We start from the raw sequence: 18654 nt of genomic DNA, 5'->3' as shown, positions 1-18654 counted from the left end.
TATAGTATATCAAGTCTCCTTCTCTTCATTTCTTCATTTTCTAAAAATAATGAATTTTCCCAGCCGCATTGTTTCTTTTAAATGGTGCACTGTTTCTTTATAATTAGTAAGGAACCCGAAATAATAAGAAGGTGATGTTATTTCTATCCGCAAGAAAAACTTTGTCATTGTGTGGCTGGCGAATTTCTTTGTATCAGCCAGCACAACGATGATCGTCCCTTTTCTCTCCTTGTATATTGAGACGCTCAGCACCTTTTCCAACGGCTTTGTGCAAAGGTGGAGCGGTTATGTGTTCGGCATTACATTTTTAATGGCTTTTTTGGTATCCCCATTCTGGGGGCGGTTCGGAGACAAACGCGGTTACAAGAAAATCCTTTTGACAACCGGAACCGGCATTGCCGTCAGCATTTTATTAATGGGCTTTGTCACGTCGGTTTATCAATTGTTTTTTCTGCGTATGGCAATGGGGCTTGTAACCGGATTTATCCCGACATCCCTTGCAATGATTTCCGCGCAGACGCCTAAAAGCTCAGCCGGCAAAACGCTTGGCACGCTCCAAATGGGGCAAGTGTCCGGAAGCTTGTTCGGCCCGCTTTTGGGAGGCGTTCTTGCTGACCACTTCGGCTTTACGTATACCTTTTTTATCACATCCTTTGTGATTTTCTCAGCCGTTCTTCTCGTGTTATTCGGGGTCAAAGAACAGCCGCTCACAGAGAAGATAAATAAACGTCAGTCTTATACGAGAAAAGAAGTGCTCTCCTATATTTTTCACCAGCCCGCGCTTTGGGTCATGATGCTTTTAACCATGCTGATTCAAACAGGAAATTTCAGTATCCAGCCGTTGCTCGCTTTATATGTAAACGAGCTGCACGGATCTGACAATCTGGCCTTTTTCTCCGGCATGGCATTTTCGGCAACCGGACTCGGCAGTTTGCTGCTGGCAAGAAAATGGGGAGATTTAGGAGACCGCTACGGCCACCGCCGCATCTTAATCGGGCTTTTAATCGCCGCCTCTTTATTTTTTATTCCGCAGGCACTCGCTTCTTCATTCAGTGTGCTGCTTGTTTTCAGGTTTTTATTCGGGATGGCGATGGGCGGCCTTCTGCCATGCATCACAGCGGCAATCCGCGTTCATGCTCCCGGCTCCATCCAGGGAGAGGTCCTCGGCTACAATGTCAGCTTTCGCTTTTTAGGAAACGTTCTCGGACCTCTTCTCGGCGGTATTATATCGAGTCACTTCAATATATCTGCAGCCTTTTATGTCACAGCATTTCTCTTTTTCGCAGGTGCCTGCCTGCTTTGGATCATGAAGAAATTCCAAAAAGAATCGTATGCCAAAGCAAGCTGATTCTCAGCAAAAATTGAGGAGTCTTCTAAATTTAACCTTCTCGTAAACTCAAAAGAATGGTACGATATGGCTAGAATTTAGGAGAAAAGAGAGTGACCATGTTACGAAAAATTATCGGATGGATTTTGCTCCTTTGCATAATCCCATTGTTTGCATTTACAGTTATCGCTTCCGGAAAAGAAGTAAAACAAATGAAGTCCCTGGATCAGGTGCTTGATAAGAATATTGATTTGAAAGAGATCAGCCTTGTTCAGAACAGCTACATGTACGACAGGGACGGATCTCTGGTCTCGGAAATCGTCAGCGATGATGAGAACCGTGTGCTGGTTCCCTTCAAGAAGATTCCCGAAGAAGTCAAACAGATATTTTTAACTTCCGAGGACCGCCATTTTTACGAACATAAAGGCTTTGACTTTATGGGGATGGTGCGGGCGGCCGCTTCCAACGTGAAGGACAAAAAGATTGACCAGGGGGCCAGCACCATCACACAGCAGCTTACAAGAAACTTGTATTTGAGCCACGAGCGCTCCTTCAGCCGCAAACTGACTGAGCTCGCGTACTCCTATCAGCTTGAGAAAAAGTATACGAAAAATGAGATTCTTGAAGCCTACCTAAATACGATTTATTTTAATAACGGCGTTTATGGCGTCGGATCAGCTGCTGAATTCTATTTCAGCAAACCGCTGAAATCTCTCACACTGGGAGAAATGGCTTTTATTTGCGCTATACCTAATAACCCTACATTATATGATCCTCTCAAGCATTTTGACTACACGAAAAGCCGTCAAGAACGCTTGCTTAAAGGGTTAAAAAATGCCGGAGTCATTACGGACAAAGAGCTGAAAAAAGCCGTAAAACAAAAAATCAAACTGGATGTCGAAGAGAAAGAAGACAAATATCCGGACTACGTTTCCTACGTAAATGATGAATTCACTCAACTAGTGTCTGAATCTGAAGGCTTTGATAAGCGTCTTCAAAAAGCGTCAGGAAAACAAAAAGACAAGATAGAAAACGAGCTGTCCGCCAGAGTCAGCACACTTCTGAAAGACGGCGTAAAAATTTATACCGCACTTGATCCGTACATGCAAAATCAAGTCGTGGCACAAATGAATTCGAAGCTTCCGTATGCGGGCGTACAGGGCGGAGCGGCTGTGATTAATCACCAGACGCATCAAGTTGTCGCTCTATCCGGCGGCAAAAACTATCATAAGTATGATTTTAACCGTGCCTACCAAGCATACAGACAGCCAGGATCATCCATTAAGCCGCTTCTCGATTACGGACCTTATATTGAACAGACAGGTGCGACGGCAAGCAGCACAATTGATGCCGGCAAATTTTGCAGCAGGGACTACTGTCCGCAAAACTACAATAACCGCACATACGGCACAGTAACGCTCGATACAGCGTTTAAAAACTCGTATAATACACCGGCCATCAGAATGCTGGACCGTGTTGGCATCCAAAAAGCATTCAGCTATATTGAGCCGTATCATTTTTCAAAGCTTGTCAACAGCGACTATCTTCTGCCGGCGGCGCTTGGCGGATTTACACACGGCATGACGCCTCTTGAGATGACAAAGGCGTATACAACATTCGGCAACAGCGGAAGCTACTCGCCGAGCCACGCGATTACAAAAGTGACGGATTTAAAAGGAAAAACGATTTATAAATGGAATGACAAAGCGACACAGATATTCAGCGTCCGCACAAACATGCAGCTGAAAAAACTGATGTCTTCCGTTGTCAAAAGCGGGACAGGGAAAAAAGCATATTTCAAAGCGCCTTATATCGGCGGTAAAACGGGAACCTCAAATGATTATCATGATATGTGGTTCGTCGGCCTGACAGATACGTACACAATGGGTGTCTGGGTCGGAAAAGATACACCGAGCAGCGTTGAATACCTTCACAGTATCAGCCCTCAGCTTTCCATCTGGAAAGGAACGCTGCAGGCAGCTTATTAAAGAATCGGAGGGGATCTGCAGTGACATCAAAACAAATTCCAAATCGCGTATTGCTGTTTGACGGTGTGTGCAACTTATGCAACGGTGCCGTTCAATTTATCATAAAGCGTGATCCAAACGGTTTGATTTCATTTGCATCGCTTCAATCGGAAACAGGACAGAGCCTGCTGAAAAAAAGCGGGCTTCCGACTGAGCATTTTGACAGCTTTGTCTTTATTGAAGACGGCCAGGTTTACACTAAGTCAACTGCAGCCATAAAGGTTTTCAGGCATCTGCGGGGCCCATGGCGGCTCTTCGTCCTGTTTTTTGCAGTGCCGAAACCTGTCAGAGATATACTCTATTCTTTTATTGCCAAAAACCGCTATAAGTGGTTCGGCAAAAAAAATGAATGTATGCTCCCCTCCCCTTCTATAAAAAATAGATTTTTACCATAAACGAAAAAATGGCTAGCTTACACAGGTAAGCTAGCCATTATGCTATTATAAAGCTTGATAAATATGAACAGAATACCGATAACAAATGTAAACCAAAACAGCAGTTCCAACAGAATGAATCCGACCAATGACATGATAGAAAGTGTTGAATAAATCCGGTAAACAACGAACACAAAGTAAGCAAGTGTAACAACTGCAAACCAGATCACAATCCAGATGACATTTTGCAATAGCACAAAGGATAAGATCCCGCCGCCTAAATATATGATAGAGCCCATTCTGACTGTTTTCAGGTTTTTTCCTTCCGGATCATTTGCGAAAAACAGCAGTGACAGCTCAGTCACGGTATTTGCAATTAATTTCAGAGCGGACAGAACCATAAAATATAAAAGTGCAAAGGCCGCAAATAACGCAAGTCTGATTCCTTTCTCTGAGAAGTAATCGAGCATCCCATCGTACATTCCAAATGAAGACAGCATCTTCAATGCATAGAGTGAAGTTGAAATGGATAAAGACGAACTAAAAAGCAGGATCGCAATCAGCGGAAAGTATCCTGTCAAATAAGTATTTTTCATATAAAAAAGTCCCTTTCTGTAATCTACCTCATTTATTATGGAGGACTTAAAACACATTGACAAGATAAATTATTCCATTTTTTCTCCTTTTTACGAATTACGGTCCCAAATCTTCACAAAGCGGCATTTTGAGAGTAAAGTAGTACGCAGGAATCATAAAACGTAAGGAAGTTTTATATGAAAAAAACATTAAAACTGCAAACCAGACTCACCATATTTGTCTGTATCGTCGTGTTAATCGCACTGCTCATCACCTTTTTTACCGTCGGTGCCCAAACCTCTAAAAGGATACGTGATCAGGAAAGAGACACAGCGCTGCAAACGGCTGAAATGGTTGCCGACGCACCGATTACCGCCTCCGCTTTGGAGAGCGGAAAAAACCAGAAGGAACTGCTCAGCTACACGCTGGACGTCCAGAAAATTACCGGCACAGAATTTGTCGTTGTCATGGATATGAACGGCATTCGCAGAACCCATCCGGACCACAGCAAAATCGGAAAAAAATTCAGGGGCGGGGATGAAGCCGAAGTATTAAAAGGACATGTCCATATCAGCACTGCCTCAGGCACGCTTGGGAAATCGCAGAGAGCGTTCGTGCCTGTCTACGCCAAGAATGGAAAACAAGTCGGAGCCGTTGCGGTCGGCATCACAGTGAATGAAATTGACGAAGTCATCAGCCACAGCTTACGGCCGCTCTATTTTATTATTTGCGTCAGTATATTCGTCGGCGTCATCGGAGCTGTTATCGTCGCACGCACGGTGAAAAATATCATGTACGGACTTGAACCGTATGAAATCGCGACACTTCTTCAAGAACGGAGCGCCATGCTTGAATCAACGAAAGAAGGCATACTCGCTGTCGATGAACACGGTAAAATCAAGCTTGCCAATGCCGAAGCAAAGCGCCTTTTCATTAAAATGGGCATAGAAACAAATCCCGTCGATCAGGATGTCAATGACATCCTGCCGAAGAGCCGTCTGAAAAATGTCATTGAGACCCGAAAACCTCTTCAAGACAGAGACGTGCGCATTAACGGATTAGAGCTTGTATTTAATGAAGTGCCCATCCAGCTAAAAGGACAAACCGTCGGAGCGATTGCGACATTCCGGGACAAAACCGAGGTAAAACATTTAGCTGAACAGCTTTCCGGTGTTAAAATGTATGCAAACGCACTGAGAGCGCAGTCTCATGAATTTATGAACAAACTGCATGTGATACTAGGTCTCGTCCAGCTGAAAGAGTATGACGATCTTGGAGATTATATTAAAGATATTGCCATTCAGCAAAAATCAGAAACGAGTGAAATCATAAATGATGTTAAAAGCTCCGTGCTGGCCGGATTTCTGTTGGGAAAACAGAGCTACATACGAGAGCAGGGCGCAAATCTCGATATTGAATGCAGCGGGGTTATTCCAAACGCAGCAGATCCTTCAGTCATTCATGAACTGATTACGATTATCGGGAATCTCATCAACAACGCCTTGGACGCTGTTGCCAATATGCCGAAAAAACAAATCACGATGTCCATGCGTTTTCATGACAAGATATTGGACATCGAAATTACCGATACAGGAGCCGGCATGTCCGAAGAAGACCAAGTCAAGGTATTCGAACAAGGCTATTCAACAAAGGGCAAAAACCGGGGATTCGGCCTTTATTTCACCCAGCAAAGCATGGAGAATTTAAAGGGCCAAATGATTATCACCAGCGAAAAAAATGAAGGAACCACATTCAGTCTTCGCATCCCGTACGAACCGAAGGAGGAAAACCATGATTAATGTACTAATAGTTGAAGATGACCCCATGGTGGGTGAATTAAATAAACGATATTTAAGCCAAATAGAAGGCTTTCAGCTGAAAGGAATCGCCTCTTCCTTTCAAAGCGCTCTGCATATTTTAGGAGAGCATCACATCGATCTCATTTTGCTTGATATTTATATGCCGGGCAAAAACGGGCTTGAGCTGCTGACGGAATTGAGAGCCCAAAATGAAGCGGTTGACGTGATTGTCATCTCTGCGGCAAGCGAGCTGGACGTCATCAAAAAAACACTTCGTTACGGAGCTGTGGATTACTTAATCAAACCGTTTGAATTTGAACGTTTTCAGACTGCCCTTTCTGATTACAGACGAAAACAAAAAGTGTATTCCACCCATCGAAACATGAGCCAAAAAGAATTGGACGCGGAACTGTTTCATAAGAAGGAAGCGACAGAAAAAGTGCACCTGCCAAAAGGGCTGACAAAAAGCACGCTGAAGCTGATTTGGTCCAGCATTCAATCCTTTGAAAACGAGTCCTTTACGACAGAAGACCTGGCAAATCATACTGAAATATCTCAAGTATCCATCCGAAAATACTTAAAATTTCTTGAGGATATACAGGTTCTGAATGTCGAAATGGCGTACGGAACGATCGGAAGACCAGTGTTTCAGTACAATGTCAATACAGGCAACCTTAACGGAATTAAGCAATATTTATAAAAAAACGCACTGTTCATGTCGAGCAGTGCGTTTTTTTCTGTCACATCTCTTGCCAAGGTGCTTGAACCTTTCGCCAATAAGCTATACAAGAATAATAAAGGACTTTTTTGTATATTTGAGTATATAATTCTAAAAATACTTATTTTTTAAAAAATAATGCGTAATTCTATTTATTTCTTGTAAGTAAAATGATAAATTATGAGTGGTTAGTTGATCCCTAGACTAAGTCATAAGTCACACTTCAGAAAGAGATGTCACGGTTTTCCGCCCGGAACACCTTCCGCATCCTTCTCTTCCCCGCCTTTCGAAGGAAACATTCACGCCACACTTACTAAGGGAAGATCAGAACTGTCTCAGCTCATTCTAATTGTTATTATCTGAAAATTTTATCGATTCTAAGAATTGAGTGAGGCATCCCATCTCATGACTGACCGGATCAGCTTAGGCCAAATTTTTCTGGGGGGTTATATCTTGAATAAACGCAAAATCGGATTGGCGATGTCACTTGTAATCGCAGCGGGCACCATTTTAGGCGCATGCGGAAACAGCGAAAAAAGCAGCGGAAACAGTGAGGGCAAAAACAAATTCAGTGTGGCGATGGTCACCGACATTGGCGGGGTTGATGACAAATCTTTTAACCAATCAGCATGGGAAGGCATCCAAGCCTTCGGTAAAGATAATGGCCTGGAAAAAGGAAAAAACGGATACGACTACCTGCAATCTAAATCAGATGCAGATTATACAACAAACTTAAATAAATTAGCGCGTGAGAATTTCGACTTGATCTATGGCGTTGGTTATTTGATGGAAGATTCAATCAGTGAAATCGCCGATCAGCGCAAAAATACAAACTTTGCGATTATTGACGCAGTCGTCGATAAAGACAACGTCGCAAGCATTACGTTTAAAGAGCAGGAAGGCTCATTTCTCGTCGGAGTGGCCGCAGCTTTAACAAGCAAATCAGGAAAAATCGGATTTGTGGGCGGCATGGAATCCGAGTTAATCAAAAAATTCGAAGTCGGCTTCCGTGCAGGGGTTCAGGCCGTAAAACCTGACGCAACTGTCCAGGTGAAGTATGCGGGCGGATTCGATAAAGCGGACGTTGGAAAAGCAACCGCCGAGAGCATGTATAAGTCAGGCGTTGATGTGATTTACCACTCCGCAGGCGCCACCGGCACAGGTGTCTTTACAGAAGCCAAGAACTTGAAAAAAGAAGACCCGAAGCGTGATGTTTGGGTGATCGGAGTCGATAAAGATCAATACGCAGAAGGCCAAGTAGAAGGAACAGACGATAACGTCACCCTTACTTCCATGGTCAAAAAGGTTGATACAGCAGTTGAAGATTTAACGAAGAAAGCAAGCGAAGGCAAATTCCCCGGCGGAGAAACGCTTACATACGGACTTGATCAAGACGGAGTCGGCATTTCTTCCTCTAAACAAAACCTATCGGATGATGTAATCAAAGCAGTTGATGATTGGAAGAAAAAAATCATCGACGGATTAGAAGTTCCGGGAACAGAGAAAGAGCTGAAAAATTTCAAAGCTGAATAAGAATCGCGGGGATAAGGAGAAGAGCCCTTATCCCTTGTTTTTCTTTCAGAGCAAAGCTGCACATGTCCTTGCGGCTTTTCTATTGCCAGTCTCTTATTTAAAAGCATCTTGAAAAAAGGAGCGGTCAATTCTGTGGAATATGTCATTGAAATGCTCAATATACGCAAGGAGTTTCCCGGTATCGTCGCAAATGACAACATTAATCTTCAGGTCAAAAAAGGCGAAATCCACGCGCTGCTCGGTGAAAACGGAGCGGGCAAATCAACTTTGATGAACGTCCTTTTCGGGCTGTATCAGCCAGAAAAGGGGGAAATTCGGGTCCGCGGTGAGAAGGTGCACATCAACAGCCCGAACAAAGCGAATGATCTCGGAATCGGCATGGTGCATCAGCATTTTATGCTTGTCGATACATTTACAGTTGCTGAAAACATTATTCTCGGGAAGGAGCCGAAAAAGCTCGGGCGGATTGACCGAAAACGGGCTGTCCGAGAGGTTCAGGACATTTCCGACCGATACGGACTTCAAATTAATCCCGAGGCAAAAGTAGCTGACATATCCGTCGGCATGCAGCAGCGTGCAGAAATTTTAAAAACCCTCTACCGCGGGGCTGACATTCTGATTTTTGATGAACCGACAGCTGTGCTGACGCCTCATGAAATCAAAGAGCTCATTCAAATCATGAAGAACCTCGTCAATGAGGGAAAATCAATTATTTTAATTACCCATAAACTGAAAGAAATCATGGAGGTTTGTGACCGCGTTACCATTATCCGCAAAGGAAAAGGCATCAAATCACTGGATGTCCGGGATACAAATCAAGACGAGCTCGCCAGTCTGATGGTCGGCCGCGAGGTATCGTTCAAAACAGAAAAAAAAGCGGCTCAGCCGGGATCTGAAGTGCTGGCGATTGACAGAATCACTGTAAAAGATACTCGCGGAGTAGAAGCTGTAAGGAATTTATCGCTTTCTGTCAATGCGGGAGAAATTGTCGGCATAGCCGGCGTTGACGGAAACGGACAGTCAGAGCTGATAGAAGCGATTACAGGACTCCGAAAAACGGAGTCTGGAACCATTTCCTTAAACGGAAAACAGATACAAAACCTGACGCCGAGAAAAGTAACGGAATCCGGAATCGGGCATATTCCACAGGACCGCCATAAACACGGCCTCGTTTTGGATTTTCCGATCGGTGAGAATATCGTGCTCCAAAGCTATTACAAAAAGCCTTATTCAGCATTCGGTGTTTTACATAAAGGCGAAATGTATAAGAAAGCACGCAGCCTGATCAGCGAGTACGATGTCAGAACCCCCGATGAATATACACACGCGCGGGCATTGTCAGGCGGAAACCAGCAAAAAGCAATAATCGGAAGGGAAATTGACCGAAATCCTGACTTGTTAATCGCCGCCCAGCCGACTCGCGGCCTTGATGTCGGAGCGATTGAATTTGTCCATAAAAAACTCATTGAACAGCGTGATGCCGGAAAAGCCGTTCTTCTTCTATCGTTTGAGCTGGATGAAATCATGAATCTCAGTGACAGAATCGCTGTCATTTTTGAAGGCTGCATCATATCCAGCGTCAATCCGCAGGATACGACTGAGCAAGAGCTCGGCCTCTTGATGGCGGGAAGCACGCAAAAGGAAGCGGGGAAAGCAAATGGTTAAACGACTCTCTCACTTACTCGTGCCGCTCATTGCAATCATGCTTGGCTTGCTGGCCGGCGCACTTATTATGCTTGCGAGCGGATACAGTGTGATCAGCGGCTATTCCGCTTTATGGAATGGGATATTTGGAGAAATCTATTACATCGGGGAAACCGTCCGGCAGATTACACCTTATATTTTATCCGGATTAGCTGTTGCTTTCGCGTTCCGAACCGGGCTTTTCAATATCGGGGTAGAGGGACAGCTGCTAGTGGGCTGGACAGCTGCCGTTTGGGTCGGAACGGCGTTTGACGGACCGGCATATATTCATATGCCGCTTGCACTGATCATAGCGGCTGCAGCAGGCGGTTTATGGGGATTTATTCCCGGCTTTTTAAAAGCACGGTTCTATGTTCATGAGGTCATTGTCACCATTATGATGAATTATATCGCGCTGCATATGACCAATTATTTGATTTCAAAAGTCCTGACAGACAATCAGGATAAGACGGAAAAAATTCACGAATCGGCCTCACTGCGCTCGCCGTTTCTTGAGCAGATTACGGATTATTCAAGGCTTCACTGGGGGATCGTCATCGCCCTTCTCGCAGCTGTTGTTATGTGGTTTATGATTAACAAAACAACAAAAGGCTTTGAGCTTCGGGCAGTCGGATTCAACCAGCATGCGTCCCAGTACGCCGGTATGAGCGTGCGGAAGAATATTATGACCTCCATGCTCATTTCAGGAGCTTTTGCAGGCCTTGCAGGTGCCATGGAAGGTCTGGGAACGTTTGAATACGCAGCTGTCAAAGGCGCATTTACCGGCGTCGGCTTTGACGGTATTGCCGTCGCTCTTCTGGGCGGGAACACTGCGGTCGGTGTTGTGCTTGCGGCAGCTTTGCTTGGCGGCCTCAAAATCGGGGCATTAAATATGCCAATTGAATCAGGCGTACCTTCTGAGGTTGTCGATATTGTGATTGCCATTATCATTCTGTTTGTTGCTTCAAGCTATGCCATTCGTTTTGTCGCGGATAAATTGAAGAAAAAGGGGGCGAACTAAGTGGACTTTCTGCAGATTGTATCAATCATTGTCCCTGCCACACTCGTATACGCAGCCCCGCTTATTTTAACCGCTCTCGGCGGCGTATTTTCCGAGAGATCAGGCGTCGTCAATATCGGCCTTGAAGGCCTTATGATTATCGGAGCATTCACCAGTGTTTTATTCAATTTATTTTTAGGCCCTGAATTGGGAGCCGCAGCACCTTGGCTTTCGCTCATTGCCGCTATGGCAGCCGGCGCGCTGTTTTCACTGATTCATGCGGCAGCGGCGATATCGTTTCGCGCTGATCAGACAGTCAGCGGCGTCGCCATTAATATGCTGGCGCTTGGGGCTACTTTATTTATCGTAAAGCTGATTTACGGAAAAGCGCAAACTGACAAAATTCCCGAGCCTTTTTATAAAACAAGTATTGCCGGCTTGAGCGACATCCCCGTATTGGGAAAAATCTTCTTTTCAGATGTCTATTATACGTCTATTCTCGCAATTGTCCTGGCCTTTATTTCGTGGTTTATCTTGTTTAAAACCCCGTTCGGCCTCCGTATTCGTTCCGTCGGAGAACATCCGATGGCAGCCGATACTATGGGGATCAATGTTTACAAAATGCGCTATATCGGCGTGATGATCAGCGGATTGTTCGGCGGCCTCGGGGGCGGCGTATATGCGTCAACGATTGCCCTCGACTTTACGCACTCTACCATTTCCGGGCAAGGCTTTATCGCACTCGCCGCCCTTGTATTCGGAAAATGGCATCCGATCGGCGCACTCGGCGCTGCCCTGTTTTTCGGATTCGCGCAAAGCTTAAGCATTATCGGCTCACTGCTCCCTCTTTTTAAGGACATACCGAATGTATATATGCTGATTGCCCCTTACGTATTAACCATTCTCGCCTTAACCGGCTTTATCGGACGCGCAGATGCGCCAAAAGCAAATGGTGTGCCTTATATCAAAGGAAAACGGTAACCACATCTCCCTGGGAAGCGGCTTCTCAGGGATTTTTTCTGCTCCAAAATACCCAATTAATTTAGTTGTTTATTAATTATTTAACTTAAAAAAATATCCTTTGTTAGCGCTTTCTTGTAGACTGTAACAAACAATACATGGGGGTGTATGACAATGGGAGCAATTCACAAAACAGAGGAAGTTTTACCTGAGCACAAAGACACACAGGAGAAAAGCCTGTTTAAGAAAATATGGACTTGGGAAATCGGCGTGATTCCTCTCCCATTATATACAGCATTAGCTGTCATTATTATTCTTGCGGCCTATTACAACGAGCTGCCTGCAAACATGCTGGGCGGGTTTGCCATCATTATGATTTTAGGTGTCTTTCTTGGCGATATCGGCCAGCGGATTCCGATTTTAAAGGATATTGGCGGTCCTGCTATTTTATCTTTGTTTGTGCCATCTTTTTTAGTTTTTTATAATGTGTTGAATCCATCATCATTAGATGCTGTAACCAATTTAATGAAAACATCTAACTTTCTTTATTTCTATATCGCTTGTCTTGTTGTAGGAAGCATTCTTGGAATGAACAGAACTGTTTTAATACAGGGATTCATCAGAATGTTCGTTCCTTTAGTAGCGGGCACAATTGCGGCGGTTGCGGCCGGCGTGCTCGTCGGATTCATCTTCGGCTACAGTGCCTATGATTCCTTTTTCTTTGTCGTTGTGCCGATTATTGCCGGGGGAATAGGTGAAGGAATTTTGCCGCTCTCGATTGCTTATTCGCAAATATTGGGGTCTTCCGCTGATGTGTATGTGTCGCAGCTGGTTCCTGCCGCTATCATTGGAAACGTTTTTGCTATTATCTGTGCTGCTTTAATGAAAAAACTGGGCGAAAAACGTCCTGACCTAAACGGCAATGGGCGTCTCGTTAAATCTAAGAAAGCGAACGATATTTTCAATCAAAAAGAGGCTGAAGCTAAAATTGACTTTAAACTGATGGGAGCCGGAGTCCTGCTCGCTTGTACGTTCTTTATTTTCGGCGGTTTACTGGAGAAATTTATCTTCGTCCCGGGCGCTATTTTAATGATTATTTCAGCAGCTGCAATCAAATATGCAAATATCCTTCCGAAAAAAATGGAGGATGGCGCGTACCAGCTTTATAAGTTTATTTCATCAAGCTTTACATGGCCGCTTATGGTAGGCCTCGGGATTCTCTTTATCCCTTTAGATGACGTGGCGTCTGTGATTTCTATTCCGTTTGTCATCATTTGTATTTCAGTTGTCGTTGCCATGATTTCTTCCGGATATTTTGTAGGCAAGCTGATGAACATGTACCCTGTTGAATCCGCAATCGTTACCTGCTGTCACAGCGGTCTCGGCGGAACGGGAGATGTCGCCATTTTGTCCGCTTCAGGAAGAATGGGCCTTATGCCATTCGCCCAAATTTCTACACGTCTTGGCGGAGCTGGAACTGTCATTTGCGCGACGATTTTACTTCGTTTTTTCACTTCATAATCAGAAAAAGAGTTCCGTCTAAGACGGAACTCTTTTTTATTTGTTCACAATCCGCATATACTCCCTGGGCCCAAACGGCCTATCCTGAGATTCCGCCTCACTCATTTTAGTTGACAGGTGGTGCTCCAATAAATACAGTTCCCAATCATCATTGTCTGCCACACGGGCACGGCCGTCATATTGATTCAGCATGAATGCCCCTGCACATATCGAGCAGAATAAACCTGAGCACATAAGGACCTTTCTCTTCATCATGATCAGCTCCTTACATAAAGCTTGATCAGGAGCGATTTTAAATATACAAATGAGCTGATTTTTGTTAAACTTATTTTAAGGTCAAAAGAACTTGTAAAATTCATTCGCGGCAGGTTGAAGCATGGCGGCTTCCAAAAAAGTGCGATATAATTTGGACTGGGTCGTTTGACCGTATATTCTAATTATTTATACATAGAACAGGTTTCAATTAAAGAAAAGGAGGTCTTGTCTTTGCAGCTCTTACATTTTGCTATTTTATCGCCTTTTGTATTTGCTTTTATCATTCCCTTTCTGGCAAAATACGCAAAAAGAGTGCATACGGGCTGGTTTGTTCTGATCCTGCCCGTCTTGCTGTTTATATACTTTCTTCCAATGATCAGAATGACTCAGTCGGGAGAAACATTACGATCGGTATTGGAGTGGATTCCTTCATTAGGCATTAACTTTACCGTTTATGTAGACGGTCTCGGACTGCTATTCGCCTTACTGATAACGGGGATCGGCTCGTTGGTCACTCTTTACAGTATTTTTTATTTATCGAAAGAAAAAGAACAGCTTGGGCCTTTTTATGTCTATTTATTAATGTTCATGGGCGCTATGCTCGGTGTTGTTCTTGTTGACAACGTCATGGTTCTCTACATGTTTTGGGAGCTTACCAGCCTTTCGTCCTTTTTGCTGATCGGATATTGGTACAAGCGTGAAAAATCTCGCTACGGCGCCGCAAAATCGCTCTTGATTACGGTAAGCGGCGGACTGTGTATGCTGGGAGGATTCATTCTCCTTTATCTGATCACAGATTCATTCAGTATCAGAGAAATGATCAATCAGGTTCAGTTGATTGCCGGCCATGATCTATTTATTCCGGCGATGATTTTGATTTTACTAGGCGCATTTACAAAGTCCGCCCAGTTTCCTTTTTACATTTGGCTGCCTGACGCCATGGAAGCGCCGACGCCTGTCAGCGCGTATCTCCATTCAGCAACGATGGTCAAAGCGGGAATTTATGTGATTGCAAGATTCAGTCCTATTTTCGCCTTTTCAGCTCAGTGGTTTTGGATTGTTTCTCTCGTCGGGATTTTCACCATGGTTTGGGGTTCATTCCATGCCGTCAAACAAACCGACTTAAAATCCATTTTGGCGTTTTCAACCGTCAGCCAGCTCGGCATGATCATCTCGATGCTTGGTGTCAGCGCTGCAGCCCTGCATTACGGCCATACAGAATATTACACAGTTGCCGCCATGGCTGCCATTTTCCATCTCATCAATCATGCTACCTTTAAAGGAAGCTTGTTTATGGCAGTCGGCATCATTGATCATGAAACAGGCACACGGGACGTCAGAAAGCTCGGCGGACTGATGGCGATCATGCCGATTACATTTACGATTTCCTTGATTGGCACATTTTCAATGGCTGGTCTCCCGCCGTTTAACGGATTTTTGAGTAAAGAAATGTTTTTCACCAGCATGCTTCGTGTGACACATGTCGATTTGTTCAACGTCCAGACGTGGGGAGCGCTGTTCCCTGTCCTCGCTTGGGCAGGAAGTGTGTTTACATTTATCTACAGCATGAAACTGCTGTTTAAAACATTTAAAGGCAATTACCAGCCTGAAAAACTCGAAAAACAGGCTCATGAAGCGCCGATTGGAATGCTCGTATCACCTGTCATTCTTGTTGCGCTCGCTGTCAGTCTCTTCTTTTTCCCGAATATATTGTCCTACAGCTTGATAGAGCCTGCGATGAATTCAATCTATCCGACACTGCTGGACAGCCATGAGAAGTTTCATGTTCATATTTCGCAGTGGCACGGGTTTACAGCCGAAGTTCTGATGACACTGGGCATTATCGCTGTCGGTACGATCGGATACTTGACGATAAACAAGTGGAAAGGGATCTATAAGCTGTTTCCATCGAAACTCACGCTCAATCGGTTATACGAGAAGCTCCTGACCATCATGGAAAAAGGCTCTTATCGAGTGACAAAACAATATATGACCGGATTTTTGCGGGATTATCTTCTGTATATCTTCGCTGGATTTATCATTCTGATGAGCGGGGCTCTCGTTTTGAAAGGCGGATTTTCCTTTACAACTGAGGGTATGGCGAAAATCGGCATATACGAAATGATTCTGACACTTGTCATGATCAGCGCGACAGCGGCGACTGTATTCGCCCGATCCAGACTGACGGCGATTATTTCACTTGGTGTTGTCGGTTATACGCTTGCATTGTTTTTTGTTATTTTCAGAGCGCCCGATTTGGCTTTGACCCAGCTGGTCATTGAGACGATTTCCGTCGCCCTGTTTCTGCTTTGTTTCTATCATTTGCCGAAACTGCGGCTGAAAAAGAAAACGAGAACGTTCCGAATGACAAACTTTATCATTGCTTTAGGAGTCGGCATTATTGTCACCCTGCTCGGTATTGCATCCTCAAGCCAGCGGACAAAAGACAGTATCGCCTCCTTCTTTACAAAGCACAGCCACGATCTTGGCGGAGGAGATAATGTCGTCAATGTCATTCTCGTTGATTTCAGGGGCTTTGATACAATGTTTGAAATTACAGTATTAACGATTGCCGCTCTCGGCATCTTCAGCATGATTAAAACAAAAGTAAAAGAGGAGGGGAAAAGCGGTGAATGAACAAAAAACAAATGACTTGATTCTTCAAACCGTGACAAAGCTTGTATCCTTTATCATTTTGCTTTTCTCTTTCTATTTATTTTTATCGGGGCATAACGCCCCTGGAGGAGGCTTTGTCGGCGGGCTGATCACGTCCTCTTCCATCGTTCTATTGCTCTTGGCTTATGATTTAAAAACCGTGCGTTCCATTTTGCCGGTTAATTTCATTTACGTCGCGGGAGCCGGTCTGCTGCTCGCTGTCTTAACAGGCGTTGGCTCTTTTGTCTTCGGAGCGCCCTTCTTAACCCACACATTCGGTTACTTTCATCTGCCGATTTTAGGGAAAACGGAGCTCGCCACGGCGACGCTTTTTGATTTAGGCGTTTATCTTGTTGTCGTAGGCATTACGATGACCATTATTCAAACGATTGGAGAGGAAGAATAATGGAAATCTTAATGGCTGTTACAGCAGGTATTATTTTTATGGCTGCTACGTATTTGCTGCTGTCTAAAAGCCTGCTTCGGGTCATTATCGGAACAGCGCTTTTGAGCCACGGCGTTCATTTAATGCTTTTAACTATGGGAGGATTAAAAAAAGGCGCCGCTCCGATTTTGAGCGAGCATGCCAAGTCATTTGTCGATCCGCTTCCGCAAGCCCTGATTTTGACGGCTATTGTCATTTCATTTGGAGTTACATCCTTCATCCTCGTCATGGCGTTTCGGGCCTATCAGGAATTGAAATCGGACGATTTGGATCAAATGAGGGGAAATGATCAACATGAATAATTTTGTTATATTGCCAATTCTGATCCCGCTCCTGTCCGCCATTCTGCTGATTTTCATGAACAAACACATCATGCTCATGCGGATCTTCAGCACTGCGGCGTCGGCAATCGGGATTGTGATCAGCGGTATACTCGTACAGACTGTCTTTACTAAGGGCATCCAGACACTCAGTTTGGGCGGCTGGAAAGCCCCCTACGGAATTGTGCTTGTTGCAGATCAATTTGCCAGCCTGCTTGTTCTCACCACGGCAGTCATCGGATTATTGGTTGTGCTTTATTCCTTCCGTTCTATCGGTGAAAAACGGGAACGTGCCTTTTATTATTCCGGCGTGCAGTTTTTGCTGGCTGGTGTAAGCGGAGCGTTTTTAACAGGCGATTTATTTAATATGTACGTATTTTTCGAGCTTCTGCTTATTGCTTCTTATATGCTGATTGTATTAGGCGGCACAAAAATTCAGCTGCGGGAGTCGCTTAAATACATTGTGTTTAATATTGTGTCATCAGCATTGTTTGTCATCGGCGTCGGCTTTTTATACGCGGTGACCGGCACATTAAACATGGCGGATTTAAGTGTGAGAATCAGCGAATCCGGACAAACTGGGCTGATTACTGTAATCGGTGTCCTGTTACTTATCGTGTTTGGTATGAAGGGCGGGATTTTCCCTCTCTACTTTTGGCTTCCCGGCTCTTATTACGCGCCGCCGGCAGCCATCTCTGCATTGTTCGGCGCATTGCTGACAAAGGTCGGGTTATATGCGATCACAAGAGTGTTCACACTGATTTTCATTCACGATACAGCGTTTACCCACCAGCTGATGATATGGCTCGCGGCTCTCACTGTCATCTTAGGTGTCATCGGTTCACTTGCCTATCAGAATGTCATGAAAATCGTGATCTATAACATTATTACCGCTGTCGGCGTTATTTTGTTCGGTGTTGCAGTTCAAACGCCCGCATCCATTCAAGGTGCGATTTACTACCTGATTCACGACATGCTGATTAAAGGCGCATTATTTATGCTGGCAGGCACGCTGATTGCTTTGACAGGAACAGCAAGCCTGCAACGAATGGGCGGGCTGATCAAACGATACCCCGTTCTTGGATGGATGTTCTTCATGTCGGCTGTATCTCTTGCCGGCATCCCGCCTCTCAGCGGATTTGTTGGCAAATTTAAAATTGCAGAAGGCGGCTTCGCTGAAGGTGAATTTACGATTTCCATGCTGATCCTGCTTTCAAGCCTGCTCGTCCTGTATTCCGTGTTAAGAATCTTTATCCATGCGTTTTGGGGCGAAGAAAAAGAAACACCGAAGCAAAATCTTAGAACAGCTAAAGGGCTTCTATATCCGGCAGCTATTTTTCTCTTGCTGTCTCTTCTCTTCGGATTGGGTACAGAATGGGTGTCACCGTACGTTGATCAAGCGGCCGAGACTTTGCTGAATCCGGAAAAATATATTGAAGCTGTTTTGAAGGAGTAGATCGC

At 44.6% G+C, this 18654-nt stretch carries 17 protein-coding genes; 14 read left to right on the top strand and 3 right to left on the bottom strand.

What is annotated here, in order from left to right; all coding sequences use genetic code 11:
* Positions 1-33 precede the first annotated feature (33 nt).
* A complete protein-coding gene (locus tag H7F27_RS20800; RefSeq protein ID WP_044160312.1) occupies positions 34-237 on the bottom strand; it encodes a hypothetical protein in 204 nt (67 codons plus the stop codon).
* Here H7F27_RS20800 and H7F27_RS05295 point away from each other — a divergent pair.
* The 3 genes from H7F27_RS05295 (at position 140) to H7F27_RS05285 (ending at position 3749) form a co-directional block, all read left to right on the top strand.
* The gene (locus H7F27_RS05295; RefSeq protein ID WP_221899242.1) at positions 140-1348 is read left to right on the top strand and encodes a multidrug efflux MFS transporter; all 1209 of its coding nucleotides are present in this window, start codon (positions 140-142) and stop codon (positions 1346-1348) included. The genes H7F27_RS20800 and H7F27_RS05295 overlap by 98 nt on opposite strands.
* Before the next feature lie 92 nt (positions 1349-1440).
* Complete coding sequence (locus H7F27_RS05290) at positions 1441-3315, top strand: transglycosylase domain-containing protein (protein WP_024122661.1); 1875 nt, start codon at positions 1441-1443, stop codon at positions 3313-3315.
* A gap of 20 nt (positions 3316-3335) precedes the next feature.
* Positions 3336-3749, top strand: coding sequence for a thiol-disulfide oxidoreductase DCC family protein (locus tag H7F27_RS05285; protein WP_024122662.1), 414 nt, complete (start codon positions 3336-3338; stop codon positions 3747-3749).
* Between the two features lie 17 nt (positions 3750-3766).
* Here H7F27_RS05285 and H7F27_RS05280 read toward each other — a convergent pair whose 3' ends face one another.
* The gene (locus H7F27_RS05280) at positions 3767-4324 is read right to left on the bottom strand and encodes a YufK family protein (RefSeq protein WP_095713969.1); all 558 of its coding nucleotides are present in this window, start codon (positions 4322-4324) and stop codon (positions 3767-3769) included.
* 177 nt (positions 4325-4501) lie between these two features.
* Here H7F27_RS05280 and maeL point away from each other — a divergent pair, with 177 nt between their 5' ends.
* From maeL to maeN, 7 genes are all read left to right on the top strand, one after another.
* Complete coding sequence (gene maeL / locus H7F27_RS05275; protein WP_024122664.1) at positions 4502-6103, top strand: two-component system sensor histidine kinase MaeL; 1602 nt, start codon at positions 4502-4504, stop codon at positions 6101-6103.
* Positions 6096-6803 (top strand): two-component system response regulator MaeM, encoded by a 708-nt coding sequence (gene maeM / locus H7F27_RS05270; protein WP_024122665.1) that lies wholly within the window; start codon positions 6096-6098, stop codon positions 6801-6803. Before maeL ends, maeM begins: the two co-directional genes overlap by 8 nt.
* Before the next feature lie 471 nt (positions 6804-7274).
* Positions 7275-8354 (top strand): guanosine ABC transporter substrate-binding protein NupN, encoded by a 1080-nt coding sequence (gene nupN / locus H7F27_RS05265; RefSeq protein ID WP_024122666.1) that lies wholly within the window; start codon positions 7275-7277, stop codon positions 8352-8354.
* 132 nt (positions 8355-8486) lie between these two features.
* The gene (nupO, locus tag H7F27_RS05260) at positions 8487-10019 is read left to right on the top strand and encodes a guanosine ABC transporter ATP-binding protein NupO (RefSeq protein WP_185848679.1); all 1533 of its coding nucleotides are present in this window, start codon (positions 8487-8489) and stop codon (positions 10017-10019) included.
* The gene (locus tag H7F27_RS05255; protein WP_185848678.1) at positions 10012-11058 is read left to right on the top strand and encodes an ABC transporter permease; all 1047 of its coding nucleotides are present in this window, start codon (positions 10012-10014) and stop codon (positions 11056-11058) included. Before nupO ends, H7F27_RS05255 begins: the two co-directional genes overlap by 8 nt.
* Positions 11059-12018: a guanosine ABC transporter permease NupQ gene (gene nupQ / locus H7F27_RS05250; RefSeq protein WP_185848677.1), complete on the top strand. Its 960-nt coding sequence runs from the start codon at positions 11059-11061 to the stop codon at positions 12016-12018.
* A 153-nt stretch (positions 12019-12171) separates the two neighbouring features.
* Positions 12172-13518: a sodium/malate symporter MaeN gene (gene maeN, locus H7F27_RS05245; RefSeq protein WP_185848676.1), complete on the top strand. Its 1347-nt coding sequence runs from the start codon at positions 12172-12174 to the stop codon at positions 13516-13518.
* A 36-nt stretch (positions 13519-13554) separates the two neighbouring features.
* Here maeN and H7F27_RS05240 read toward each other — a convergent pair whose 3' ends face one another.
* Positions 13555-13770: a hypothetical protein gene (locus H7F27_RS05240; RefSeq protein ID WP_103671367.1), complete on the bottom strand. Its 216-nt coding sequence runs from the start codon at positions 13768-13770 to the stop codon at positions 13555-13557.
* Positions 13771-14004: 234 nt separating this feature from the next.
* On the opposite strand from H7F27_RS05240, the gene H7F27_RS05235 reads away from it, so the two are divergent.
* The 4 genes from H7F27_RS05235 to H7F27_RS05220 are packed head-to-tail and all read left to right on the top strand — an operon-like array spanning position 14005 to position 18649.
* Positions 14005-16410: a Na+/H+ antiporter subunit A gene (locus H7F27_RS05235; RefSeq protein WP_095713973.1), complete on the top strand. Its 2406-nt coding sequence runs from the start codon at positions 14005-14007 to the stop codon at positions 16408-16410.
* Positions 16403-16834 carry a Na(+)/H(+) antiporter subunit B gene (locus H7F27_RS05230; protein WP_024122673.1) on the top strand — a complete coding sequence of 144 codons (432 nt, stop codon included), beginning with the start codon at positions 16403-16405 and terminating at the stop codon, positions 16832-16834. Before H7F27_RS05235 ends, H7F27_RS05230 begins: the two co-directional genes overlap by 8 nt.
* Positions 16834-17175 (top strand): Na(+)/H(+) antiporter subunit C, encoded by a 342-nt coding sequence (locus tag H7F27_RS05225; protein WP_095713974.1) that lies wholly within the window; start codon positions 16834-16836, stop codon positions 17173-17175. Before H7F27_RS05230 ends, H7F27_RS05225 begins: the two co-directional genes overlap by 1 nt.
* Positions 17168-18649 (top strand): Na+/H+ antiporter subunit D, encoded by a 1482-nt coding sequence (locus H7F27_RS05220; RefSeq protein ID WP_103671366.1) that lies wholly within the window; start codon positions 17168-17170, stop codon positions 18647-18649. Before H7F27_RS05225 ends, H7F27_RS05220 begins: the two co-directional genes overlap by 8 nt.
* Positions 18650-18654 lie beyond the last annotated feature (5 nt).

It is taken from the genome of Bacillus sp. PAMC26543 (assembly GCF_014250375.1).
GTDB lineage: Bacteria > Bacillota > Bacilli > Bacillales > Bacillaceae > Bacillus > Bacillus halotolerans.
This window is presented reverse-complemented; position numbering and strand designations above follow the sequence as displayed.

What these genes read in the sequence shown, in the direction of transcription:
- H7F27_RS05280 (WP_095713969.1), bottom strand. Translation starts at nt 4,324, where the DNA reads ATGAAAAATACTTATTTGACAGGATACTTTCCGCTGATTGCGATCCTG.
- maeL (WP_024122664.1), top strand. Translation starts at nt 4,502, where the DNA reads ATGAAAAAAACATTAAAACTGCAAACCAGACTCACCATATTTGTCTGT.
- maeM (WP_024122665.1), top strand. Translation starts at nt 6,096, where the DNA reads ATGATTAATGTACTAATAGTTGAAGATGACCCCATGGTGGGTGAATTA.
- H7F27_RS05255 (WP_185848678.1), top strand. Translation starts at nt 10,012, where the DNA reads ATGGTTAAACGACTCTCTCACTTACTCGTGCCGCTCATTGCAATCATG.
- maeN (WP_185848676.1), top strand. Translation starts at nt 12,172, where the DNA reads ATGGGAGCAATTCACAAAACAGAGGAAGTTTTACCTGAGCACAAAGAC.
- H7F27_RS05240 (WP_103671367.1), bottom strand. Translation starts at nt 13,770, where the DNA reads ATGAAGAGAAAGGTCCTTATGTGCTCAGGTTTATTCTGCTCGATATGT.
- H7F27_RS05225 (WP_095713974.1), top strand. Translation starts at nt 16,834, where the DNA reads ATGGAAATCTTAATGGCTGTTACAGCAGGTATTATTTTTATGGCTGCT.
- H7F27_RS05220 (WP_103671366.1), top strand. Translation starts at nt 17,168, where the DNA reads ATGAATAATTTTGTTATATTGCCAATTCTGATCCCGCTCCTGTCCGCC.